Below are 21346 nucleotides of genomic sequence, written 5' to 3'. Positions count from 1 at the left end.
TTGTCCCTATTGTGTGCATTTTTGATGCGCAATAAAAAACCCGCTAATTCTGTGGAATTAGCGGGTTTTGATTTTTTGTCTCTTACCTAATACATCAAGTCTGAGCTTTATTGGTTAAACAGGAACTCCATGAGTGCATTTTGTGCGTGCATGCGGTTTTCTGCTTCTTCCCAAACAACTGAATCGGGCGCATCGAGAATGTCTGCTGTTACTTCTTTGCCGCGATAGGCGGGCAAGCAGTGCATAAAGAGTGCATCTGGCTTGGCAAGGTTCATCAGCTCTTTATTTACCTGATATCCAGCAAAGATTTTCTCGCGCTGCTTCTTTTCATCCTCCTGACCCATAGACGCCCAAGTGTCAGTAACGACCAGATCGGCACCAGCAACTGCGGCGCGCGGGTCATTAGTCAGAGTGACTCGGTTTGCATAGGGTGCGACAAACTCGTCTTCCGGCTCAAAACCTTTGGGTGTGGCAATGCGCAATTCAAAATCACACAGCTCGGCGGCCTGAATATAGGAGTTACACATGTTGTTGCCATCGCCGACCCATGCAACGGTTTTACCGGCGAGTGAGCCGCGTTGTTCTACATAGGTTTGGATGTCGGCCAGCAACTGGCATGGATGATATTCATCGGTCAGGCCGTTGATCACCGGAACTCGCGAGTATTCAGCAAAGCGCTCTACTGTGTCGTGGGCGTAGGTACGGATCATCACCATATCGACCATGCTGGCAATGCAGCGTGCAGAATCTTCGATTGGCTCGCCGCGACCCAGTTGCGAGTCTTTGGTCGATAAGAAGATCGCGTGACCGCCCAGCTTGGCAACACCGGATTCAAAAGAAACGCGGGTGCGGGTGGAGTTTTTCTCAAAAATCATTGCCAGCACTTTGTTGTTGAGCAGTTCGGGCGCTTTGCCCGCACGTAGCATGGCTTTGAGTTCGATGGCGCGCGCAATAATCTGCTGTAATTCGGCGCTATTGATATCGGCGAGGGTTAGAAAATGTCTCGGTGCCTTTGGGGGTACCATAATCATTGCTCTTTTATTGCAGCGCGCGCGTTATGCGCGCGCTTGTTTGTAACTCTTTTTAGCGTTGTCGCTAAGGATTAAAACTCGTTAACCAATTGGACTACTTTGGTGACCAGCTCATCAGCCTCAGCTTGAGTAAGGATGAAGGTTGGCAGCAAGCGAATAGTGTTGACTGCAGTAACATTGATCAATACGCCCAGATCGCGTGCTTTTTGAACCAGCTCGGGGCAGGGGGCATTGAGTTCGATACCGATCATTAAGCCTTTGCCGCGAATATCGACCACCTTGGGGTTACCAGCAAGCGCGGTTTTGAAATCGGCCAATAGTTTGTCACCCAGTGTTTTTACCTGAGCGATCAGATTAGCGGACTGCAGGGTTTCAATCACTGCAATACCGGCACTACAGGCCAGTGGGTTGCCGCCAAACGTGGTGCCGTGGTTGCCCGGCTGCAGCACTTCTGCCGCTTTGCCGCGCGCAAGGCAGGCACCAATTGGTACGCCATTGCCCAAGCCTTTGGCTGTAGTTACTACGTCCGGCAGCAAATTATTGTGTTGATAGGCGAAAAAGGTGCCAGTACGGCCATTGCCAGTTTGGATTTCATCCAGCATCAACAACAGGTCGTGCTGGTCGGCAATGCCGCGCAGTTGATTCAAATAGTCTGCAGCAGGAACACGCACGCCGCCTTCGCCCTGTACGGGTTCAACCAAAATGGCGACGATATTTTTGTGTTCGACCAGTGCAGATTTCACTGCGGCCACATCGTTGTATGGCACGCGGATAAAGCCTTCTACCAATGGTTCAAAGCCTATCTGCACCTTAGCATTGCCTGTAGCGCTCAGAGTTGCGAGGGTTCTGCCGTGGAAGCTATTGGCCATGACGATAATGCTTGGGTTTTTTACGCCCTTATCATTGCCGTATTTGCGCGCAATCTTGATAGCTGCTTCGTTTGCTTCAGCGCCAGAGTTGGAGAAGAAAACCTTGTCCATGCCTGATGCTTGAATCAGCAGATCGGCCAAGCGTTGCTGTTGCGGAATGTTGTACAGGTTCGATACGTGCAGCAGCGTCGCCGCTTGTTCGGACAATGCTTTGGTAACTGCCGGGTGTGAGTAACCAAGGCCACATACAGCAATGCCGCTGATGGCATCCAGATAGGACTTGCCACTGTCATCCCATACTCGGCTGCCCTCGCCCTTGGTAAGGGTCAGGGTTCTTGCGCCGTAAGTATTCATGAGTGTGGACATGGTTTTCTCCAAATAACAACGCCGGGGCGTCAACAAAAAATTTTGCACTGCGTGAAAAAAACAATTCGCCAAGACCTGTCAGTGACAGGCCGGCGAGTAATTATTCAGGGGGGCGCTTATCAGAACTTTTTCGCTATATCAGCACTTGCTGCCGATGGAGCATGCCTGGAAGTCGGCCTGTGCGCGGCAAAAACAGGCAGCAAATATATAAGTTCTTGCGATTATTGGCAAATTTGGCCAGTTTTTACGGGTTATTGGTCGCTATTAAATCCATGCCCTTGCACAAATTCCTTGGCAAAAATGATGTCATTTTGCAGATGAAATCCGCTGTCGGGTGGTTGGATAAAAAAGCCTTCGAATAAACGCACACCTTGCATCCAAAGGCTGGATAGATTGTGTGAGTTTTCGATCTGGGTGGCGATCACTTTCATTTTGCGCCCTGTCGCGGTAGCAATTAATCGCTCCAATAATTTCGGGTTGCTATTAGTGCTGGTGAGCTGGGGCGATAGGCGTATGTAACTTGCCTCTAAATTTTCTAACAGCGTCAGCATTTGTTCATTCTCACCGGCACGGGTGATGCAGATGCTGCAGCGAATATCGCGCAATGCCTTGGCGATTTCGCGTGCTTGATGAAAGTGATTGATGATCCAGCTTTCTTCCAGCATGAAGATGAGTCGTTCATCACCGCGCAGACGTGAGGAACGCAGCACATTGGCGGTAAACGAGAAAAAAGCGCTTTGCTGCAAGGTCTCTTCCGCCAAATGGATAAAGAGGGTGGCCTGCTCGCGGGTTTTGCTGTTTTCGGCGATAGCGCTAACCGCTTGTTGCAGTACCCAGCGATCCAATTCCAGACGCCTGCCCGGTTGAGTGATGCGGCTTAAAAACTGCCCGGCCGCGATTGGCTCCCCATCTTCACCGCGTAAGCGGGTCAAAACGGAAAAGTGTTCGATCTGCGCATCTTCAAGGCTGATGATGGGTTGGAATGCGAGAGTCAGATCGCGGCTGAATACGATTTGGGAAAAGTTGGGTGTATTGGCTTGAGTGGTTATTGCACCAGTTACAGCCCCTGCCGCTGAGACTGCCCCCCCCAGTTTGCTGCTATCGCTGGATGTGGGGCCAGTTGTACTTCCTTCTTTTATAGCAGCTCCATTTATAGCAACTTCAAATGCCTGTTCGGCGCGCAAAAGCGCATTGTTAGCTGTGCCCAAATCCGGGCTAAGTGGCGTAACGCCTTGTTGGATGTGCAGGTTGAGCGGGCTGCCTTTGATTGCATAAGCTGGATAGCTCAGGTGCTTTGCGAGTTGCTCACTACGTTGGCGATGCAGCTCAATGCTGCGTTTTCCTGCCAGCACACAAGCGACCAGTGGCGATAAATCGACCCACTGTTCATCGCTTCCAACTATGTCATTTAAACGATGAAAAAATTGATCATGCACCGCCACCAGATCAGCTGGCCCCAGTTGCTTGGTCAGCTCCTCCAGTTTTGCGATGCTGAAATAGTAGAGCGCACTGGTTTGATCGCTTTGAAAGTTGTTTTGTAACTCTTCTTCCAATGCGCTAAAAAAGTAGCTGCGATTGATTTGTTGTGGCTGCTGGGGGTGGCGGGTTACGTGTGCAATCCGGTTTTTGAGGGTGGCGGTATCGGCCAGCGCCTGTTCGCACACGCGGATGAGATCTTCCGGCACAAAAGGTTTGGTAAGCAGGGCACTTACGCCCAGCGCCTTAATGTTGCGGTGTAAATTTGCGTCTGTATCCGAGGTAATAAAAATGATCGGCAGCAGCAGTAGCTCGGGATCTTGGCGCAGCAGAATGGCTAGCTCCATGCCGTTCATATCCGGCATGTGCATATCCAGAATCACCAAATCGGGTTTGAATTTGGCTGCATGTTGCAGAGCATGCAAAGGCTGGTTGACACACAGAACCTCCATGCCGATGTGGCGCAAAATTTCGGATTCCAGTCCGGTCATTGCGGGGTCGTCATCCACAATCATTACGCGCTGGGTTTTAGTGCTCTGACTGATGATGTTAACCAACTTCTCGACCAAAAAATTAAAGTCCAGCGGTTTGACGAGGTAGTCGCTACTGCCTGCACGCAACGCGCGCAGCTTGGCGTTTACATCGGTGCGCCCGGACATGAGGATGATGGGCGTATCTTGCGGCATCAATGCTTTGATCTGATGCAGGTTGCCCAGCGCTTGTAGGCCGGCACGCTCAAAATCCGGATCCATCAAAATAGCGGCGGGTGTATCAAGGTAAAGCTGCTGCATGCAGGATTGCGGATTATCGAAATACTCCACAGCGAATCCGGCTTTGCGTAGATAGGTGCCGCAAAGTGCGGCCAGAATACGGTCCGGGTCGATCAAAAACAGGGTTTTGCCCTGAGCTTCCGGATAATGCACTTGGTTGGATGTGGCCAATAATGGGCTCTGAGCCGATGTTCCCTTGGCCGTATTTTCCATTACCTTGCCCAAGTGCTGAATATGGTCTTCCAACTGTGCGTATTCCTGGCCGCCGAAACTGCGGCCAAGATCGTTAAGTTCAGTAATAAAATTGTCCAGCTGCTGCGCCGCTTGGTGTAATTCAGGAAAGCCAAAGCTGGTCGCAGTCTCGGTTAGTTTGTGTGCAAATTGTTGCAGTGTGGTGATGCCCTGTGCGCTCCAATTCAGATGGCGCAAGTGGCTCCAGATTTCGTCCAGACGACGTGCGCGCTCTGGCAGTGCTGCAGCAAATTGTTGTCGCAGTCGTTCAAGTTGGGTTTGAAATTCTTGTTGCATAAATTAATCCAGATATTGACCTCTTCATTATAGAGGCTGTTTGCCAAATCACAGACAAAGTACATGGCAACGCGGTAAATCGTATTGCTTGATAGATCTTTGTCTCAATTTCAAACGAATGAGTTCAGTTTTTGTGCATCAATCTGTGCGCTGTTTCTAATTGGATTATTAATTAACAGGATTATTTATTAATCGCTATGACTTTTTCATCTCTGCATCGCTGCTCCATTAAATGTTCATTTTTAATTGGTGTTTTTGTGGCATTTAAGTCCAATGTATTGCTTGCACAATCAGCGCCAAACATATTGGAAACCGTGATAGTGACGGGAAATCAATCAGCTGAATCATTATTGACGCGTCAAGTAGTCGTAAATAAGGAGGAGAATTTCGCGATGGGCGCGCGTCTTGATCCCGCTGAATTGTTACAACTAATGCCCGGTGTGCAAGTGGATTCGCGGACAAACTATGCGCAGGATACGCGTATTAGTATGCGTGGATTTGGTGCCCGTTCAGCGTTTGGTGTGCGCGGCATCGATTTGCAAATCGATGGGGTTCCCATGTCTACCCCCGATGGACAAGGGCAATTGGCGAGCGCGATGCTCGACAACATTGCCAGTGCGCAAGTATTGCGTGGGTCAATTGCTGCGCTCTATGGCAATGGTGCTGGCGGTGTGATTGCGTTGCAATCTGCTGCGCCTGATGCGAGTAGATTTAGTGTTGGCGTTTCGGGTGGTGATCCTGATCTCGCGCGCCAAACATTAACGGGAGAGTTGCGTAAAGATCAGCTGGCTATGCGCGCGCAATTTGCCAATGCAGATGTGGATGGCGAACGCCCGCATTCTAGTGCGAAGCGACAACAAGCAGGCCTGCAATTTTTTTATGCCACTGCATCGGATATAGATGTGTTGATCAAATACGATCACAGTGATGATCCACTACTACAAGATCCACTTGGTTTAACGCGCGATCAATGGCTTGATGATCCGCACCAGACAAGTTCTGCGGCAGAATTGTTTGATACCCGCAAAAGTGTTGAGCATCAACAAGCATCGATAAGTTTGCGCGACAGCAAAGGCGCGACGCGGTGGCAGGCGGCGCTCTGGCAAGGTGAGCGCGCGATTACCCAATATTTGGCGTTCACTGGCGAGGCGATTAGTAGCAGTGGTGGTGTGGTGGATTTGAACCGTGAATTTTCCGGTGCAAGCGCAACACTGACGCAATCTGTGCAATTCATCGGTGTGCCAACTGATATCAGTATCGGCGCTGAATTTTCTCAAATGGACGACAGGCGCCGTGGTTACGTAAATGATTTTGGTATCGCTGGCGATTTGCGCCGCAATGAAATTGGCGAAGTAAAAAGTCAGGATGTTTATTCGCTCATTCAACTTTATCCAATATCTCCACTGATGTTGTACGCGGGCGCACGCCAGAGCAAAGTCGATTTTACAGTTGATGATTTTTTTATCATTCCTGCTGATGAAAATTCACAGGGAAATCCCGATGATTCAGGTGGGCGCGATTATCGTGAAGATTCGTTTGCCTTTGGTGCACATTATGCGCTCACACCGGCGTGGGAAATATTTGCTAGTAGTGGGCGAGGATATGAAACACCAACGCTCACCGAAATGGCTTATAAAACTGATGCGACAGGTTTGAACACTGAATTGGAGGCAGCGATCAATCGCCAGCGGGAGTGGGGAATTAATTATCATCCAGACGAGAAAATAGATTTTTCATTGACCCAGTTTTTTATCGACACTGAAAATGAATTGGTAGTTGATCAATCCAGTGGTGGGCGCACTAGCTATCGCAATGCGGCAGAAACCGAACGCAATGGCATTGAATTTTTGGGGCGTTACCGCGTGAGTGAAAATGTGAGTGTGCAATTCAGTGCACAATCTCTGGATGCAATTTATTCAGCCGGAGAGTGGAATCAAAATCAATTGCCGGGTGTGGCGCGTGAGCAGTATCAGTTGGAGTTGAGCTGGCTACCGTTTGCGACGGATATTTTGCAGTTATCCTTGGGCGCACAACAGCGCTCGCGAATTTATACGGCTGATAATAATCAGGTGTTCGCTCCGGGTTATCAAACCTGGGATGCGGGTGCGCAGGGTGATTTTGCAGTAAAAACATCACGCATTGACTGGTGGTTGAAACTGGCTAATCTGACCGATGAAAATTATGTCGGCTCTGTGATTGTCAATCAATCAAATGGGCGTGCATTTGAGCCAGCGCTGGGACGCAATTTTTCGGCTGGTATTAAGCTGAGTTTTTAGTTTTCTTTTCAACTATTTTTCTTTGCAATTATTTTGCTTTTTCTCTGCTCCTGTTGAACTGGATTTATTATGTCGTTATTTGATTTACCGCTACCGGATTTACCTCTCAGTAAACTTCATCAAGAGTTTGTTGATGCGCTGGCGCATACGCCGCTGTTGTTGGAGGCAGAGCCAGGCGCGGGTAAATCTACACTCGCACCCTTGTGGGTTCTTGCGCAAGCGCCCGCAGACCAACAGGTGTGGTTAGTGCAGCCGCGAGTGTTGGCTGCACAGGCATTGGCACAGCGGCTTGCATCTTTATTAGGTGAAGCGCCGGGGCAGCAGGTGGGTTATCAAGTGCCTTATGATTCGCGCATGGGAGCAGGCACCCGCTTGGTGTTAATGACGCCCGGGGTTTTATTGCAACACTTACTACAAAATCCGACGCTCGATGGTGTTGCCTGTGTAATGCTCGATGAAATTCATGAGCGCAGTGTGAATCAGGATTTAGCTTGGGCGTTTTTGCAGGAGGTGCAAATCCTGCGCGATGATTTACAGTTGGTGCTGATGAGCGCAACGCCTGACCCCGCTTTGCAGCAACAAATTGCCAACCGTTTATTCGCACCAGGGCGATGTTTTCCGGTGACAACTCAGTATCAGCCTGCAAAACAAAATTCCAATGCGCCTGCAGAAAAATTGGAAGAGCAATTGCTGCGTGCGCTTTCATCTTACCCGCAGTGGCAATCAGAAACTGTGCTGGTGTTTTTGCCCGGTTGGCGTGAAATAGAAAATTGCGCGGCGCTGATTGCACAAAAAATTCCTGCACATAAAGTATTTCGTCTGCACAGCCGTGTACCCGCAAACGAGCAAAATGCTGCGTTGGATGTAGCGCAAGGCGCGCGTTTAATTCTCTCGACCAATATAGCGGAAACTTCGTTAACGATTGCTGATGTCACATTGGTGATCGATTCCGGTTTGGCTCGGCGCGCTGATTACGAACAGCGTACTGGAGTAACCCGCTTGCGCACCGCGCGCATCAGCATGGCAAGTGCAGAGCAGCGGCGCGGGCGCGCGGGGCGTGTGCAGGAGGGGCGCTGCATTCGCCTTTGGTCGCAAGATCAACCGCTAGCGGCGGCCGATTTGCCAGAGATACGTGCGACAGATTATTTACCGCTGGCATTGCGCATTGCGCACTGGGGCAGTCCAAGTGAATCGCTGCCTTGGTTGGAGACGCCTAATCGGCTTGCGTTGAATTTTGCCCGGCAGCAATTGCAAAAAATGGCATTGTTGGATGAGCAGGGGCAGGTCAGCGAGCGCGGAAAAAATGTTAGTGCCTTGGGTACTCATCCGCGCATTGCGGCATTTTTACTACTGCACGATAAATCGATTGGTGAAGCTGCACTTTTATTGTCGCTTGCACTGCATTTTGAACTGTCCGCAGAGCAAGATTTTTCTGCATTAATTAATGATGCCGAGCGCGAGTTGGCGCGCAATCGCCAATGGCAACAGCAACAAAAACGTTGGCTAAGTGTTTTATCACTTCAAAAAAATACAGCGCCGTTGAATGCTGTTTTACTTGCGTGCGCATTTACTGATCGCATCGGGTTTAAGCAGGAGTCGGGGCGGTATCGCTTGAACTCAGGGATGAGCGTTGAGCCTCAAGGGGCGATGAATTCGCAATGGGCAGTGTTTCCATTAATTAATACCAAGCCGAAAAGCCATTCGGGGATTGGTATTGATTTACTGCTGACCGCCGAACAACAACGACAACTTAGCCAGGCACAATCAGCATTGGCATTTAAGCAGCAGCGCTGGCAAGAACATACTCGCTGGTTGATGGGTGGCGTGGTGATCGATGAAGTATGGCAATCAGTGCCTGCCAATGGAATTGCAAAAAAACTGTTGGAACATATTCAACAATTAGTTGCTGAGAAAGGTATTGAATCATTAGGCTGGAGTAATAGCGCGCGTGCTTTATTGGAACGAGCCAGATTGGTTGCATCGCTTAATCTATGCGAATTACCTGCATTGGATGACGATGCCTTAATACGCGATATGCATCAGTGGCTAATGCCATTTTTGAATGAATCTACGCAGCTGGATAAGCTGCCGCTGCAAGAAGCCCTAGAGTTTTATTTGGGCTTCGATAACTGCCAAAAAATCGCGCACTTATTGCCAGCAAAAATCGATCTGCCCAGTGGTCGCAGTGTTAGTGTTGATTTCACCAGCGATGGTAGTGCGCAAATATCGGCAAAATTGCAAGAGTTTTTTGGCTGTGAGCAGTTGCAGCTGGCGGGAGGGCGTGTACCGCTGAAAATTCATTTGTTATCGCCCAATGGAAGTCCGCTGGCGATCACCACCAATTTGCAAACGTTTTGGCAGCAAGCCTACCCAGAGGTGCGCAAAGAAATGCGCGGGCGTTACCCACGTCACCCTTGGCCGGAAAATCCGTTGGAGCATGAAGCTACTGCATTAACCAAGCGCAAGCTTGCAATGCAGCAGCAACAATAAATGCATCCTGATTTATTTTGCAGCGAGTTATATCGCGAGACCAACTTCCAGTTCGGCAATGTAGCCATCAGTTACATTGCCTGTCACGGTCGCTAATTGATATTCGACACCATCGCTAAATACATTATCTGCTGAAAAACTTCTAACCGATGTGTTTTGCCCGTGGGCTTTGTATAAATCAGAATCGTAAACCGCAGTAGTGATTTCGGTTGGGAAGGCCATTTGTGAAATCGCTGTGGATTTTGCGCTGCTGCCATAGTTGGTTAAAAATATTTGAAAATGAATGTGAGTGATGCGCCCCGTGTACCAGCCGGGATAAATAGTCGTGAATTGTGCAAGGCCATTGGTGTCTGTGTACTGCACACCGCGGCAATAGGTTTTACCCGATTCGCCTGAATAACCAGAATAGTTGCCATCTTTATCGCAGTGCCAAATATAAACATAACCGGAAACGGGCGTGCAGCCGTTGTTTACATCGACTAATTTCAACTTCACTTGCAATGGCACGCCAGTTTTATCTTCCGCAATGTTCTCTCTCAGCACCAATGAATTATCCAGCAATGTAGAAAGTGGATAAGGGCCGATAGTTTCTGTCGGAATTACTGTGCAGGTGCCAGATGAACTGCTGCTCGCAATTGAGCTACTGACTCCGGTTGATGTGGTGCTTGATGTTGTAGTGCTGGATGCAACAGAACTGGAGCTGCTATTGCTACTTGATGATCCTCCCCCGCAACTGATAAGGCCAGTGGCGCCCATCAAACCGAATATCCCCAGCGTCCCTAAGGTGCGACGACGGTCATTATCGATTGGATCAGTTTGAGTGGTGGCTGGTGAATTTTTATTAGGTTCGCTAGACATAGTATTTTCTCGGCACAGTGGTTGGTGAGCTTATGACACCAGCATAGAAAAGAGTTGCGAGAAAGACTGTGAAAGGATATTGGAAGAACTATGGAAAGATTGTGAAAGTCGGTTTTGACTATAAATTTTAGTGTGATAAACACAAAAAAATCGCTTTTTTGGGGGAGTTGGCAGGTGTTTTATTCGAGGTGTTGAGCGAGCCATCCTTGGCTTTTTTAAGCTGAAATTTATTAAGAAATTTGCAAGCGATAACCAACGCCGTAAACAGAATGAATAATATCTTCGTTGCAAATGGGCTGAATTTTTTTGCGCAATTTGGTGATGTGTGAGTCCATAGTTCTATCGCTGACTACGCGGTGATCTGTGTAAGCATTTTTCAATAATAAATCGCGCGAAATAACCCGTTGTTTGTTGAGCAATAAAGTTTCCAGAATGCGAAATTCAATGCTGGTCAGTTCTACGCATAGATCACCGACGCAGGCATATTGGCGTTCTTTATCCAAGCGTAAGCCTTCTTCCAGTTGATCTTCAGTTTTATTGCTGCGGCGCAATACTGCTTTAACACGAGCAACGACTTCGCGCGGACTAAAGGGTTTGCAAATATAATCATCAGCGCCTAATTCCAAACCGATCAGTCGATCAATTTCTTCCACCTTCGCGGTGGTCATAATAATTGGCACCTGCGATGTTTTGCGCACTTCCTGACAAATGCTCAAGCCATCGCGTTTGGGAAGCATAAGGTCGAGCAAAACTAAATCCCATTTTTCGGTCAGAATTTTTTGTAAGCCGGATTCGCCATCGTGAACCAGCGTTACTGAATAGCCTTCGTTAGCCAAATAATCTTGCAGGATTTCGCCTAGATCAATTTCATCTTCAACAATTAAAATATTCATACGGATTCCTGTAATGGTAAATAAACGGATATTTTTAATCCGCCCAGCTCGCTGTTATCAATTTCAATGCGCCCGGCATGGGCTTCAACAATGTTGCGACAAATACTCAGACCTAAACCTGCGCCGCCAGTTTCACGGCTACGCGAAGATTCGGCGCGATACAATCGCTCAAATAGTTTTTCGTGCAGTTCTGGGTCAACACCAGGTGCGGAGTCTTCAATAGTAAATACAGCATCTTGCGCACTGGCAGATAAACTGACCCGAATGGTTCCGGGCGCTTCCGTATAATTGATGCTGTTGTTAAACAAATTTAACAACAATTGATGCAAACGCTCAGGGTCAGCAAAGAGAGATATAGGTTCTGGCGCTAATTTTACCTCTAGCGATAACCCGGTTTGTGCGAGCTTGTCCTGCAGGGAAACACTTAAATCCTCGACGATTTCGCTGATATTGCAGGTTTGTTTGCGATAGCTCATTGCGCCTATATCGGTTAGCGATAATTGATATAAATCATTAACCAAACTGTTTAATCGCGTTGCGTGCTTTTGCAAGCGATTGATGGCTTTGGTATCAAACTTTCTTACGCCATCTTCCAGTGCTTCCAAATCTGCTTTAAGCACCGCTAGCGGCGTGCGTAATTCATGGGATATATCTGCTACCCAACGTTTGCGCGCCTGTTCGGTTTGATCAAGTGTGTGGGCGAGATGATTGAGGTTTTCCGCAAGGGTGGAAATTTCGTCTTGCCCTTTAGTTGATAACCGTTGTTGATAGTCACCGCTGCTGAGTTGTTGTACGTGCGTGGCGAGTTTTTTTACACGCTGCGTCAATAAATACGAAAGCGGGATCGCACAAATCAGGGCGATGGACAGTGCGACCAGTGCGGTAAATAAAAAATGGTTTTGTTGGCGCTTGGCAAATTCATTGTCGCGCAGGTCGCGCAGCGCCGGGTTCATAGGTGTGCCCAAGTAACCAACCAGTTTTTGTTTGCCGTCGGCTTTGATGTATAGCTCGTTAAAAAAATATACCTCGTTGCGCCATTTTTTTCCGCTGATGAGTTTTTCATTTTGATTAAGCAAAATGAAACGTTTGTACGGCTGGTGGCGTAAAAAGTCATCGGGCGCGATAGGTTCGCGGCGATCATCACGGCGGCTTTCTTGGGTGTTCTTGCGAACGATCAAGCGCTCGTTTCGTCCATCTGTATCATCGTCTTCGTAAGGCCGTGTATTTAGTTGGGGTGGCAAGGGGAATGGTATTGGTTGCTCAACGCGCTGGCGGGTATTGGCGGTGTATTGCCACACAAAAATTTCCCAATAATTCGGATTGATTTTGAACGCATTCCAGTTGCCGTTGTAGGTAAAGTGGCGCTCCAATGCCGAGATTAAGCGGGCATTGCGCGCGGCTTCTTTTTGCTCCATGTACTGATTGAATCCGTGCTCAAAACTCAAACGCGAATATAAAAATAATCCGCCTGTTAGTAGCACTGCAAAACAGGCAAAAACCAAAAAAACTTGTATGCGCAGATTAAACTTCACAGCTTTGAATAACCTTTCTGAAATGGATAAAACGCGAAATCGCTAATGACAGAATATGCAAAAACCGGAATTTGGCAATCGTGCGGGTCTTGGCTAGCCTGTTGGCTGGGGTAAGCCGGCTGGGGTAAAATGGCAATACTTGAGCGGAATACTCGGATATTCCTGAGTCGCCTATTGTTTTGTTTCGCTTTGCCCCAATTGAATGACCCCCATACTGAATATCGAGGTAGATAAGATGGACGTATTAGATACGATCAAACAACAAATCAGCGAAAATGCCGTGATTCTGTACATGAAAGGCTCACCAAGCGCACCGCAGTGCGGCTTTTCCCAGCGTGCATCCCAAGCCCTGATGGCCTGCGGTCAGCGTTTTGCTTATGTCGATATTCTTAGCAATCCTGAGATTCGCTCCGAGTTGCCAAAATACGCTAACTGGCCGACATTCCCGCAATTGTGGGTAAAAGGTGAGTTGGTTGGCGGCTGCGATATCATCACCGAAATGCATGCAAACGGTGAGTTGAAGCCTTTGGTTGATGCCGCTGTTGCTGGCTAAGGTTTGCAGGGTGATTGCCATTTAATGGCAATCACCTTTCTGATTTATGCTCTACTGACTTTCTACTCTGCTTTTTGCTGTTCTCATTTTTCGCGATTTTCATTTCTTATTGCTGTAGCGCCAGATACACAAGCACCACTGCGCCTATCAAGCTAAAAACACACAGCGATAAACCAAAAACACGCTGACGCGCGCGCCGTTTTTCATCGCTTTGATCCTGCAATTCATGGGCTCGCCATGCGATGTCTTTGGATTTGATCAATTTTGTTCGGATTTGTTGTAGCGCCTGTATGTCCTGATCCAGTTGTGGATGTTGGTCATTATTTTCTTGCGCGCGCTGCTGTTCGAGTTGCTTGAGTTGTTGATCCAACTGCGCGAGTTTCTGGTCAAGTGCGGCAGATACCTGTCGAATTTGCATAATAAAGGCTCGTTATTAGGGCGGACTAACCTTAACAGAAACTATCGGCGCTTTGTTTGGTGAATGCCTGATATGGCGCGATCACAAAATCACCAGTCGGTTGCTTGATCGCTGCTGCGCTGTACGACTTGTTCGAGCCAAGTAATAATAGATGCCTATAGCTGACCATAAGAAGTTATGTATCAAGGTTATTTATCGCCAAGACTTAAGAAAATAGATTAAGTTTTATTAGCCTATGCTATAAAGCCGCCCATTAGCTCTGTGCCCGCAAACCTTGAAGCTTCAGGAGATAAACACCGATGTTGAGAATGTTTAAAGTTCAAGGTAACACCCTGCGCGAAGACAAACAGCCGGACGAAAATACCCGCTTGTCCTTGAATTCGGCACTTTGGATTGATGCGCGCGAACCCAGCGATGATGAGCGCGAAATGCTCAATACGTTTTTGCGCGCTGAACTGCCTGAATCAGATGATGTAGAGGAGATTGAATTCTCGGCGCGCTATTTTCAGGATAACGTCGGCATCCACGTTCACTCCCTGTTTTTGGCTCCCGGTGAATCTGGCCGCCACAGTACCGCAACTGTCGCGTTTATCTTGCAGGACAAGCGTTTGATTTCCGTGCGTGATGGTGATCTGGCGGACTTCCGTCTGCTGCGGATGCGCGCTCGTGCCGGTCAGGTACATGTGTCATCGCCACAAGATTTGCTGGTGACCATGTTTGAGCAGAAGGTGGAAAACCTGGCGGATGCCTTGGAAGATATTCATCGCAAACTCGAAGATGTCAGCCATTTGGTATTGGAAGACGCCGATGCCGAGTTGGAAGATGCGATTGATCAGCTCGCCAAACTGGAAGACAGCAACGGAAAAATCCGCCTGTGTCTGATGGATACGCAGCGCTCGATTTCATTTTTACAGCGCCATCTGCGCGAATCCTTTGAGTTGCAAGAAACCGCGCGCGAGATCAAGCGCGACGTGGATACACTCATGTCGCATACCGCGTTTTTGTTCGACAAGATCAACTTCTTGATGGACTCGACTCAAGGTTTCATCAATATCGAACAAAACCAGATCATCAAGATTTTCTCGATTGCCGCCATGGTATTCCTGCCGCCGACCGTGGTGGCCAGCGCCTACGGGATGAACTTTGAGTTTATCCCGCATAGTCACTGGAAGTACGGTTTTGGAGTGGCGGTGTTGCTGATGCTACTTTCGGCAGTGCTGCCTTACTGGTACTTCAAGCGTAAAGATTGGCTCTGAGATCAAATCGTTAACACGTTAGAAAGAAATGCCGCACCAGTTTTGCTGTTGCGGCATTTTTTTATTGGCTTTCGATTGAGGCTACTCCTCGACCCACTCCCAGCGCAGCGGCTGGCCAAAATCATCCAAAATCACTTTTTTGCGTGGACGCAGTTTTTTGGGCTTGTTCGTGAGCGGCGGTTTTTTGCGCGCTTCAATAGCCGCGACGACATCGGGTAGCGGGGTGCGATCTTCCTGGCTGGTGCCATCAAAGATGCTGATCAATGGCCCATTGGCGTCGGGGCGGCCGCTCAAACCGCGCGGCACCTCATTTACCTGCCCACCCTGATGCAGAAAATCCTGGATTTGTTGCTCCAGTTCCTGATGCAGTTGGCGACGGGTTTTGGTGGGTTTGATCATGGTTTGTGCGGCTGGGTGATTAGTGGCTAGTGGCGAAAAATTGGGATTTCGCATCAAGTGCGATCTGCCAGCATACCAGCGCCGCCGCCGCTGGGGCAAATAGCAAGCGGGCATTGGCCTCGCATAGCGCGCCACCTTTAGGTAAACTGCACGCCTTTCTCGTAGTGTTCCAGCAATGACTCAAGCCAGTTTAAAAATCACCGAAATCTTCTATTCGCTACAGGGCGAATCCACCACAGTTGGCTTGCCAACGGTATTTGTGCGCCTGACCGGCTGCCCGCTGCGTTGCGGATATTGCGATTCCGAGTATGCCTTTTATGGCGGCGAGCGTATGTCGCTCGATGCCATTCTCGCCAAAGTAGCCAGCTACAATCCGCGCTATATCTGTGTAACCGGCGGTGAGCCGCTGGCGCAGCGCGAGTGCCTGACCCTGCTGAAAATGCTCTGCGACGCAGGCTACAGCGTGTCGCTCGAAACCAGCGGCGCCTTGCCGGTGGATGATGTTGATCCGCGTGTTATCAAGGTGATGGATCTGAAAACCCCCGGGTCGGGCGAAGTAGGCCGCAATCGCTGGGAAAATCTGCCGTTGCTTACCGGGCAAGATCAAATCAAATTTGTGATTTGCGACCGCGCCGATTACGAGTGGGCGCGCTTCAAGCTGGATGAGCATCAACTCAAGAGCAAGGTGGGTGAGGTGCTGTTTTCGCCCAGCTTTGGTCAAATCACCCCGCTAATGCTGGCGGAGTGGATTCTGGAGGATAACCTGCCGGTTCGCTTCCAGCTGCAACTGCACAAACTGTTATGGAATGACGCCCCCGGCCATTGATGGCTCCTCGCTGTTTTCTTTTCCCCAATTGATTGGTAGCCGTTATGTCGCAAAAAAAAGCCGTTGTACTTGTGTCGGGTGGATTGGATTCCACCACCGTGTTGGCGATAGCGCGTAGTGAGGGATATGCCTGTTATTCAATGAGTTTTGATTATGGTCAGCGCCATCGCTCGGAGTTGCTGGCTGCTGAGCGCACCGCCAAAGCATTGGGGGCAGTGGAGCACAAGGTTATCAAGCTGGATCTGCGTGCCATTGGTGGTTCAGCACTGACCGATGATGCGATTGATGTACCCGAAGAAGAAACTGGCGGTATTCCGGTGACTTACGTTCCCGCGCGCAATACGGTGTTTTTATCGATTGCCTTGGGCTGGGCTGAAGTGCTCGGCAGCGATGATATTTTCATTGGTGTGAACGCAGTGGATTTCTCTGGCTATCCCGATTGCCGCCCCGAATATATCGCCGCTTACGAGGCGATGGCTAATCTCGCTACCCGCGCTGGTGCTGAGGGCAACAAGCTGCATATTCGCACGCCCTTAATTCATCTCAGCAAAGCGGAAATTGTGCAGTGGGGTGAGAAGCTAGGGGTGGATTACAGTCTGACCGTCTCCTGCTATCAGGCGAATGATCAAGGTGAAGCTTGCGGCAAGTGCGATAGTTGTCGCTTACGCAAACAAGGTTTTGTACAAGCGGGAATGGCTGATCCTACACGCTATCAGCGCTAATCCTGTCTAGCACCTGTCGCTCAAACTCTTCCAGAGCGACAGGTCTGCCGAAGTAATAGCCCTGGAACATAGTGCATCCATTCTGCTCCAGAAAGCTTTTCTGCGCTTCCGTCTCAACTCCTTCCGCAATCACCTGCAAGTTCATGTTCTGCGCCATGGCGATAATGGTGCGCACGATAATCGCATCGTTAGGGTCAATCGCAATATCGCGTACAAAGCTTTGGTCGATTTTCAATTGATCGAGCGGCAGGCGTTTGAGATACGACAGCGATGAATAGCCAACACCAAAATCATCCATTGAAAAGCCTATGCCGTTGTCTTGCAGTTGCTGCATTTTTTCGATGCTTTGATCGACGTTTTTCAGCAGCGAACTTTCGGTCAGTTCAAGTTTTAACAGGCGCGGATTGATGTTGCTGTTTTTGACAACACCCAGCACGTCATCCACAAAATGCGGCTGGTTAAATTGGATGGGACTGACATTCACCGCGATGCTCAGCCCCGCAAATTGTGGCTGTTGGCTCCATTGGCGCAATTGCTCACAGGCTTGATAAATCACATAGCGGCCGATGGCGATAATCAACCCGGTTTGCTCTGCGACGGGAATGAAATCGGACGGAGGAATCATGCCGTTGTGTGGATGCTGCCAGCGCAACAGCAGTTCCGCGCCTATCGCCTTGCCCTGATTGTTGATTTGCACTTGATAGTAGGGAATAAGCTGCTGGCGGGATTCGTAGGCCGAGCGCAAATCGGCTTCAATTGCGGCGCGTTTCTCCAAATGCGATTGCATATTCGGGTCGAAAAAACGAATCGCATTGCGGCCGCTGTCTTTGGCTTGGTACATGGCTACATCGGCATGGCGCAATAGGTCATCAATACTGCGCGTCAGCCCTTTAAACAGACTCACCCCGATGCTGATGGTGCAATGGAACACCGACTGCTGGAGCGGATAGGGCAGGTTGATTAAATTGTGCAGTTCCTCCGCGCGTTTTTGCGCTTCAAGCGCCGCCAGCTCGGCGTCCTCACCGAGGTTGTCAAATACCACTACAAACTCATCGCCGCCGAGGCGCGCAGCTACGTCGGTCGCGCGAATAATGCTGCCAATGCGCTCGGCAACCTGCATCAATAACTGATCGCCAATGTGGTGCCCGCGGGTGTCGTTAAGCAGTTTGAAGTGATCAATATCGATAAACAGCAGCGCACCGTGCTGCTGTGTGCGTGAGCTTTGAGCGGTTAATAATTTGAGTCGATCCTGCAACATGCGGCGATTAGGCAGGCGTGTAAGTGGATCAAAAAAAGCGAGGTTGAAGATTTTTTCCTGATCCTGCGCGCGGCGCAATTCGCCGCCGATGCGATCGGCAAATATCAGCAGCAGTGAGTTGATCTGCGCCGAAATGGGCAATGGCTGCTCGGCCAGCAATACTAAAATCCCGATTGGGGCGCCTTGTGCATTTTTTATCCCGATACCCAAATAGCTTTCGATATTGAGCTCTTTAAGCATTTCATCGTGCGGATAGCATGCTTGTACACCGCTGGTCATAAAACAAAAGCTTTCGCTCATTACATCGTGGCAGGGTGTGTTTTGGAGTGAATAGCTAATGTTCGGTTGTGGTTGGCCATGAGCTAGATAGGTGTGGGTGGTCGCCATACTCGGGTCATGGTTGTCGATCAGGCTAATTAGTGCGTGTTGGGCACCAATGGCATCGGCCAGAGCAGTGAGAATGGTGATGAAAAAATCCGGTGCAGAGGCGGCATCAGCAGCGGCAGCGGTCAGTGCCAAATCCAATCCTTTGCGCTCGGTAATATCCTGAATGGCACCCTGTATGCTCGTACCTTCGACGTCTTCAATAGTATCGCCTTGCAGTTGCAGCCAGAATTTTTTGCCTGCGATTTCGATGCGCACTTCCTGCGTTAAGGGTTGGTGATAGCGCAGACTTTCGGCGAGTGCATTGACCAGTTTTTCGCGGTCATCGCTATGCACAAACTGCTCGATAAAATCATTGAGATTGGTGTTGAGCGACTCTTGCGGCAGCGCGAACAAATCGCGCATCGAACCGCTAAATACGACTCTGTCGGAGTCGGGCGTCCAGCTCCAATAGGCCACGCGCGCCATACGCTGCGCATTTTCCAGTCGCTGCTCGCTCTGGCGCAGGGCGTCTTCAATCTGTTTACGCTCAGCCAATTCCTGCTCTGCCTGTAGCAGCGCTTTGCGTTGCGGTCCCAAGTCGATGTCCAAACAGTACATCTCTTTGTGATTGGGGGTATCAATCAATACATGGTTGGAGTAAACCCAAACCTCGTTGCCGTGTTTGTCTTGCAGGGCGAGTTCGCCAGAAGGGATCGCCTCATCCTTTTCGTGCCAGTTTTCAATCGCCTGATAAACGCCTTCACGCATAAATCCGGGGATGATTAAGTCTTCCAGCTTTTTACCCATGGCCTCGGCGGCGCTGAAACCATACAGGTCCTCGCTGGCCTTGTTCCAAAAAATTACCTCATGAAAGCGGTTGTAGCCCTGTACCGCGATGTTGTGGGTCGCTTCAAAAATATTGCGAAAGCGTTGCTCGCTCGCCAGATCAGTTTGGTGGCTGTGAACCCGTTTGGTGATGTCGCGCGCAAGGCAAATAAAGCGGTCATCTGCATGCATGTTGGCAGACAGTTTGGCGATCGAAAGCTCATACCAAAAGATGGTGTCTTGTTGTGTGATGCAAATACTTTTGCCTTGGGATATGCCCCAGGTATCGGCTTCACTCAGGGCGTTTTGCCATAGCAAGTTGGAGTCAGGTGCGACCACGTCTGATAAATTTTTGTGCAAAACATCGGCTGCAGTAAGTAAGTGGTGATTGTTGTTGCCGCTAAATGAAAGCACTTGCCCCTGGCGATCCAATTCAAACAACAAGTCTGGAATTGCATGCAAAACTGCTTCAAGGTGCTTTTTGTGTTTTTCCTGTTCCTGGCTGGACTTATCAAGTTGGTAGTTGGCTGTGGTGATTTCAGTGTGAGCAGCGGTAATCATCAACCCGAGAATGGTCATGCTGGCAGCGTAAATCCAGATAACCCAATGGCTTAGCTGTTGTGACGGCAGTGCAAATGGCCCCAATTGATTAACCGTCGACCAGATTGCCAAAAATGCAAAGCCGACAGTGGTTAGGGCGCTACCGAACAAGCCAAATGCCAATGCTGCCCAAGCCACGCAGACAAAACTGGTAAAGACAATGGGTACATGGAGGTTGTTATCGAAATTGTTGAGCGGAAAACAGCAGAGGCCGACGACCAAGCTGGTGGTGCAGACGATAAAAAAATCAACTTTGTGGCGCAGAGCCTTATCGAGATTGGCGCGATTGAGGTTGACGAGTAAAGGTGTGGCGAGGAAAACCCCGAGGCTGTCTCCCATCCACCATATCAAGGCTGTATAAACGCCGTTTTCAAATGACCCTTGTTCATAGAAGTTAAGGGTAAAGCCGCCAATAGTGGCAGACACGAGCATTCCCAGTGAGCTGGACATTAAAAAGGATGCGGTATTGGCACGATGCAGCTGGGTGAGGTCGCAGCAGGCGCGCCTCAGCAGCCAGAGTGTACAAAGCGGAGCGAGGGTGTTGCCGCTGGTCAGTATCAGATTGGTTGCCAAATTGGCGCCGCTGGATATTTGCAGAAGTAGTGCGGCCGCAAAGACAGCTGGCCAAAGACGCGGTGACCAGCGGTAAAAAGCCGCGAGGGCAATGCCACTGGGCAGCCAAAAGAGCGTCACCCGGTCATCTTCAAACGGGACACAAAGGCCCAGCCAGCCAGCGAGGCTGTAGGCAGCAAAAACGACAATTAACTGAACTAGCCAAGATGGCTTGGACGGCGAAAATCCTTCACCGGGTGCAGCAAAAAGCATGTGTTTTTCTCGTTATCGGCTGAGGCAACCAATCCGGTTTTTGTTCGATTTCTCTTTATCATTATTAAAAACTGATCGTTTTACATGATAGGTGAGATTCTATGTTGTTGTTGCCTAAGTTATTTCACCCTCTCGATTTTTTAGTCGACTCTCCGTTTGTCGATATCAATTTGGGCAAGGGTGCTGATAAAGTTAACAAAAAGGATCTT

15 protein-coding genes are annotated in these 21346 nt (G+C 49.4%); 6 read left to right on the top strand and 9 right to left on the bottom strand.

Annotated features, from left to right (window positions below; genetic code table 11):
* Positions 1–107: 107 nt before the first annotated feature.
* From argF to SPL68_RS16820, 3 genes are all read right to left on the bottom strand, one after another.
* Positions 108–1025, bottom strand: a complete 918-nt coding sequence (argF, locus tag SPL68_RS16830) for an ornithine carbamoyltransferase (RefSeq protein ID WP_323816331.1) — start codon at positions 1023–1025, stop codon at positions 108–110.
* Positions 1026–1102: 77 nt separating this feature from the next.
* On the bottom strand, positions 1103–2266 hold the full coding sequence (locus SPL68_RS16825) for an aspartate aminotransferase family protein (RefSeq protein ID WP_323816330.1): 1164 nt from the start codon (positions 2264–2266) through the stop codon (positions 1103–1105).
* A 251-nt stretch (positions 2267–2517) separates the two neighbouring features.
* Positions 2518–5040, bottom strand: a complete 2523-nt coding sequence (locus SPL68_RS16820) for an EAL domain-containing response regulator (RefSeq protein ID WP_323816329.1) — start codon at positions 5038–5040, stop codon at positions 2518–2520.
* Positions 5041–5297: 257 nt separating this feature from the next.
* On the opposite strand from SPL68_RS16820, the gene SPL68_RS16815 reads away from it, so the two are divergent.
* Positions 5298–7316, top strand: a complete 2019-nt coding sequence (locus tag SPL68_RS16815; RefSeq protein WP_323816328.1) for a TonB-dependent receptor family protein — start codon at positions 5298–5300, stop codon at positions 7314–7316.
* Positions 7317–7385: 69 nt separating this feature from the next.
* Positions 7386–9806: an ATP-dependent helicase HrpB gene (gene hrpB / locus SPL68_RS16810; RefSeq protein WP_323816327.1), complete on the top strand. Its 2421-nt coding sequence runs from the start codon at positions 7386–7388 to the stop codon at positions 9804–9806.
* Positions 9807–9833: 27 nt separating this feature from the next.
* Here hrpB and SPL68_RS16805 read toward each other — a convergent pair whose 3' ends face one another.
* The 3 genes from SPL68_RS16805 to SPL68_RS16795 all read right to left on the bottom strand — a co-directional run bounded on the left by SPL68_RS16805 (position 9834) and on the right by SPL68_RS16795 (position 13089).
* Positions 9834–10664, bottom strand: a complete 831-nt coding sequence (locus SPL68_RS16805) for a dioxygenase family protein (RefSeq protein ID WP_323816326.1) — start codon at positions 10662–10664, stop codon at positions 9834–9836.
* Between the two features lie 230 nt (positions 10665–10894).
* Positions 10895–11557 carry a response regulator gene (locus SPL68_RS16800; RefSeq protein ID WP_323816325.1) on the bottom strand — a complete coding sequence of 221 codons (663 nt, stop codon included), beginning with the start codon at positions 11555–11557 and terminating at the stop codon, positions 10895–10897.
* Complete coding sequence (locus SPL68_RS16795; RefSeq protein WP_323816324.1) at positions 11554–13089, bottom strand: ATP-binding protein; 1536 nt, start codon at positions 13087–13089, stop codon at positions 11554–11556. The genes SPL68_RS16800 and SPL68_RS16795 overlap by 4 nt, the downstream gene beginning before the upstream one ends.
* Before the next feature lie 235 nt (positions 13090–13324).
* Here SPL68_RS16795 and grxD point away from each other — a divergent pair, with 235 nt between their 5' ends.
* A complete protein-coding gene (grxD, locus tag SPL68_RS16790; RefSeq protein WP_323816323.1) occupies positions 13325–13642 on the top strand; it encodes a Grx4 family monothiol glutaredoxin in 318 nt (105 codons plus the stop codon).
* 106 nt (positions 13643–13748) lie between these two features.
* On the opposite strand, the gene SPL68_RS16785 is transcribed toward grxD, so the two are convergent.
* Entirely contained in the window at positions 13749–14060 is a 312-nt protein-coding gene (locus tag SPL68_RS16785; RefSeq protein WP_323816322.1) for a hypothetical protein, read from the bottom strand.
* Positions 14061–14359: 299 nt separating this feature from the next.
* Here SPL68_RS16785 and corA point away from each other — a divergent pair, with 299 nt between their 5' ends.
* Positions 14360–15316 (top strand): magnesium/cobalt transporter CorA, encoded by a 957-nt coding sequence (gene corA, locus SPL68_RS16780; protein ID WP_323816321.1) that lies wholly within the window; start codon positions 14360–14362, stop codon positions 15314–15316.
* A gap of 81 nt (positions 15317–15397) precedes the next feature.
* Here corA and SPL68_RS16775 read toward each other — a convergent pair whose 3' ends face one another.
* Complete coding sequence (locus SPL68_RS16775; protein WP_323816320.1) at positions 15398–15769, bottom strand: hypothetical protein; 372 nt, start codon at positions 15767–15769, stop codon at positions 15398–15400.
* A gap of 121 nt (positions 15770–15890) precedes the next feature.
* Here SPL68_RS16775 and queE point away from each other — a divergent pair, with 121 nt between their 5' ends.
* Entirely contained in the window at positions 15891–16541 is a 651-nt protein-coding gene (queE, locus tag SPL68_RS16770) for a 7-carboxy-7-deazaguanine synthase QueE (protein ID WP_323816319.1), read from the top strand.
* 44 nt (positions 16542–16585) lie between these two features.
* On the top strand, positions 16586–17263 hold the full coding sequence (queC, locus tag SPL68_RS16765; protein ID WP_323816318.1) for a 7-cyano-7-deazaguanine synthase QueC: 678 nt from the start codon (positions 16586–16588) through the stop codon (positions 17261–17263).
* Here queC and SPL68_RS16760 read toward each other — a convergent pair.
* The gene (locus SPL68_RS16760; protein ID WP_323816317.1) at positions 17244–21137 is read right to left on the bottom strand and encodes an EAL domain-containing protein; all 3894 of its coding nucleotides are present in this window, start codon (positions 21135–21137) and stop codon (positions 17244–17246) included. The genes queC and SPL68_RS16760 overlap by 20 nt on opposite strands.
* Between the last annotated feature and the right edge of the window lie 209 nt (positions 21138–21346).

The organism is Cellvibrio chitinivorans (assembly GCF_035117775.1).
GTDB lineage: Bacteria > Pseudomonadota > Gammaproteobacteria > Pseudomonadales > Cellvibrionaceae > Cellvibrio > Cellvibrio chitinivorans.
Note: the sequence above shows the minus strand (reverse complement) of the source record. Positions and strands in the feature narration are given on the sequence as shown.